This is a genomic window from Paenibacillus sp. N119s (assembly GCF_059447605.1).
In genome coordinates this window covers 1-2158 of the sequence record NZ_JCAJRU010000409.1, presented here as the reverse complement: position 1 = coordinate 2158, position 2158 = coordinate 1, and the positions used below count along the sequence as shown (strand labels likewise).

Sequence of the window (2158 nt, the reverse complement as noted above, 5' to 3'; positions counted from 1 at the left end):
TTTCGTTCAGGTGGAAAAAGATCTTGAATCTGCCGCCATTGTTGATCTTGAATTTCATATCGTGTACTCATTTAATGGTTTTAACCAATATATGCCTACTTAAACACTTTGAAGACACGCCCTAATTAAAGCAGAAAAAGATTTGTCTATTCTGGAGGAGATAAAAAAGCTCATTGAAGATATTAATTTTAATGGGGAAATAAAATTAGAACCATATCAAGTTACAACATATGAAGAGAGACATGACATTAATGAAAGGTTACTTGAAAAAATTAAAGAGTTGGCCGATGGACTGTATATATATTCAATAGATAGAAATATTTTTGACTACTTAATCGGTTATCTTTCTGACAACTGGATTGTATTGTTGAAAGAGCTTAAGGATGTCTGTAAGTAACTCAGAGAAGTGCGTGGTATTATCTAACCCAGCGTGCGCTTGGCGTGTGAATACGCCCTCGGTCCGGTAAGAAAATAAACAGTTGATTGGAACATGCAAATTAAATACGGTATGGAAGTGAATTGATGGAGGGACCAATCATAACTTGTATAAGTATAGGCGTATATGCTCATGCACTTACAAGGGGCAATAAATACATCGTAAAAAAAGAAGATGGGGATAAGTATAGAATTATTGGAAACCATGGAAAAGCAGTTTGGATATCAAAAGCTCATTTTATTGAAGGAAATATAGAAGTGCCTTATTTAGAAAAATGGAAGTTTGATGATGATCCAAAGGAGTTTGATTTGGTGGAGGTGACCCTTACTTTTTCGGATGGAAGTGAACGATGGAGTTTGGTGGCAACCCCTCAAAAATTAGTAAATCACTTTGAAAAAGAAATGGAAATACCAGGACTTAATATTAAACATCTAATTATAGCGAAGACAATGGACCACGATGATATTGAAAAAATATTAAAATATTTAGAGGCCAATGATGAATTAACAGAAGCAAGCAGAGCGTTGGAATGTTGATTTGGAGAGAGCAAACGCAACATCCTATTATTCGAAGAAAGGGACAAATTATGATAGGTAAATTACTTGGTATTGGTAATACTGCAAGTGTCTATGAATGGAGGAAACCCTAAGTAATAAAGATTTTTCATGATCAAAGCCGCTCAATACACGAGGCAAAAAAGGAAGCAAAAAATGCTGAAATTATAAGTAACTTAAATCTTAGAGAGCCTAATTATTCTGGCCTTTTGGAGTATGAGGGCACGTCGTGTCTTATTTATGAGAAAATTGATGGGCCAACAATGCTAAAACAAATAGAACCAACGAAATTAAGTATTTCTCATTATGCTAAGCTAATGGCGCAACTTCATTTTGAATTACATAATATTGAGATCAAATTAAACTCAATTCTAAAAACTGAATTAACCAACAAAATTAATACTGCTGAAGTGATTAAAGAATATGAGAAGCAAATTGCTATAAATGTTCTTAATGCATTGCCGGAAGGTAATGCACTTTGTCATTATGATTTTCACCCCGGCAACATCATCCTTTCACCCAATGGGCCTATAATTATTGATTGGATGAATGTTTTGGTTGGAAAATCAAGCGGCAGATGTTACTAGAACTTCGATGATGATTCAATCACACGCACTACCGTCTAATGCTCCCAGTTGGCTAATTGAGAGCGAATATCGTGAATTTTTTAATAGAGAGTATCTAAGAGAGTATTTAATGCTATCTGGAATGAACCCAAAAGTCCTTGAGGAATGGATAGCACCAACTCTAGCGGCTCGAATAAGGAAGTAAACGGTGAAGATCGGAATGAAGTTATAGACAAATTACAAACTATTATAAAAAATTAATGTGGGCCTACGGGGTCTTATTTTGACAAGATGTTTTCCATTCGAATGCTAATTTTAAACAGTAGCAACATCAGATAACATATTGTTCAAGCTGAGCCCTTTTGGAGCTTTGATTTGCAAGAGGGAGTTTGAAGAGGCATTTTTGGCAGACAACCCTTCGGGCTTATGAATACAGAAACGTTATGAAAAATTGCAAAGAGATATATTAATATGTGACGGATTGTAATATGAAGTGCGACACCTACTGGAAATAAATAAAAAATAGCCCATGGCCGGATTCGTGTAGAATGAAGGTTCCTACACCACATTCACACAAGGAGAATCCACCATGAGCTACACAC

3 protein-coding genes are annotated in these 2158 nt (G+C 35.4%); all 3 read left to right on the top strand.

Going from position 1 to position 2158, the window contains the following annotated elements; translation table 11 throughout:
• The first annotated feature begins 142 nt into the window (after positions 1-142).
• The 3 genes from AC5V8P_RS25235 (at position 143) to AC5V8P_RS25225 (ending at position 1577) form a co-directional block, all read left to right on the top strand.
• On the top strand, positions 143-397 hold the full coding sequence (locus AC5V8P_RS25235; protein WP_231116769.1) for a hypothetical protein: 255 nt from the start codon (positions 143-145) through the stop codon (positions 395-397).
• Between the two features lie 125 nt (positions 398-522).
• Positions 523-972, top strand: a complete 450-nt coding sequence (locus tag AC5V8P_RS25230; RefSeq protein WP_064795957.1) for a hypothetical protein — start codon at positions 523-525, stop codon at positions 970-972.
• Positions 973-1088: 116 nt separating this feature from the next.
• Positions 1089-1577: a phosphotransferase gene (locus AC5V8P_RS25225; protein ID WP_495474018.1), complete on the top strand. Its 489-nt coding sequence runs from the start codon at positions 1089-1091 to the stop codon at positions 1575-1577.
• Positions 1578-2158: the final 581 nt, after the last annotated feature.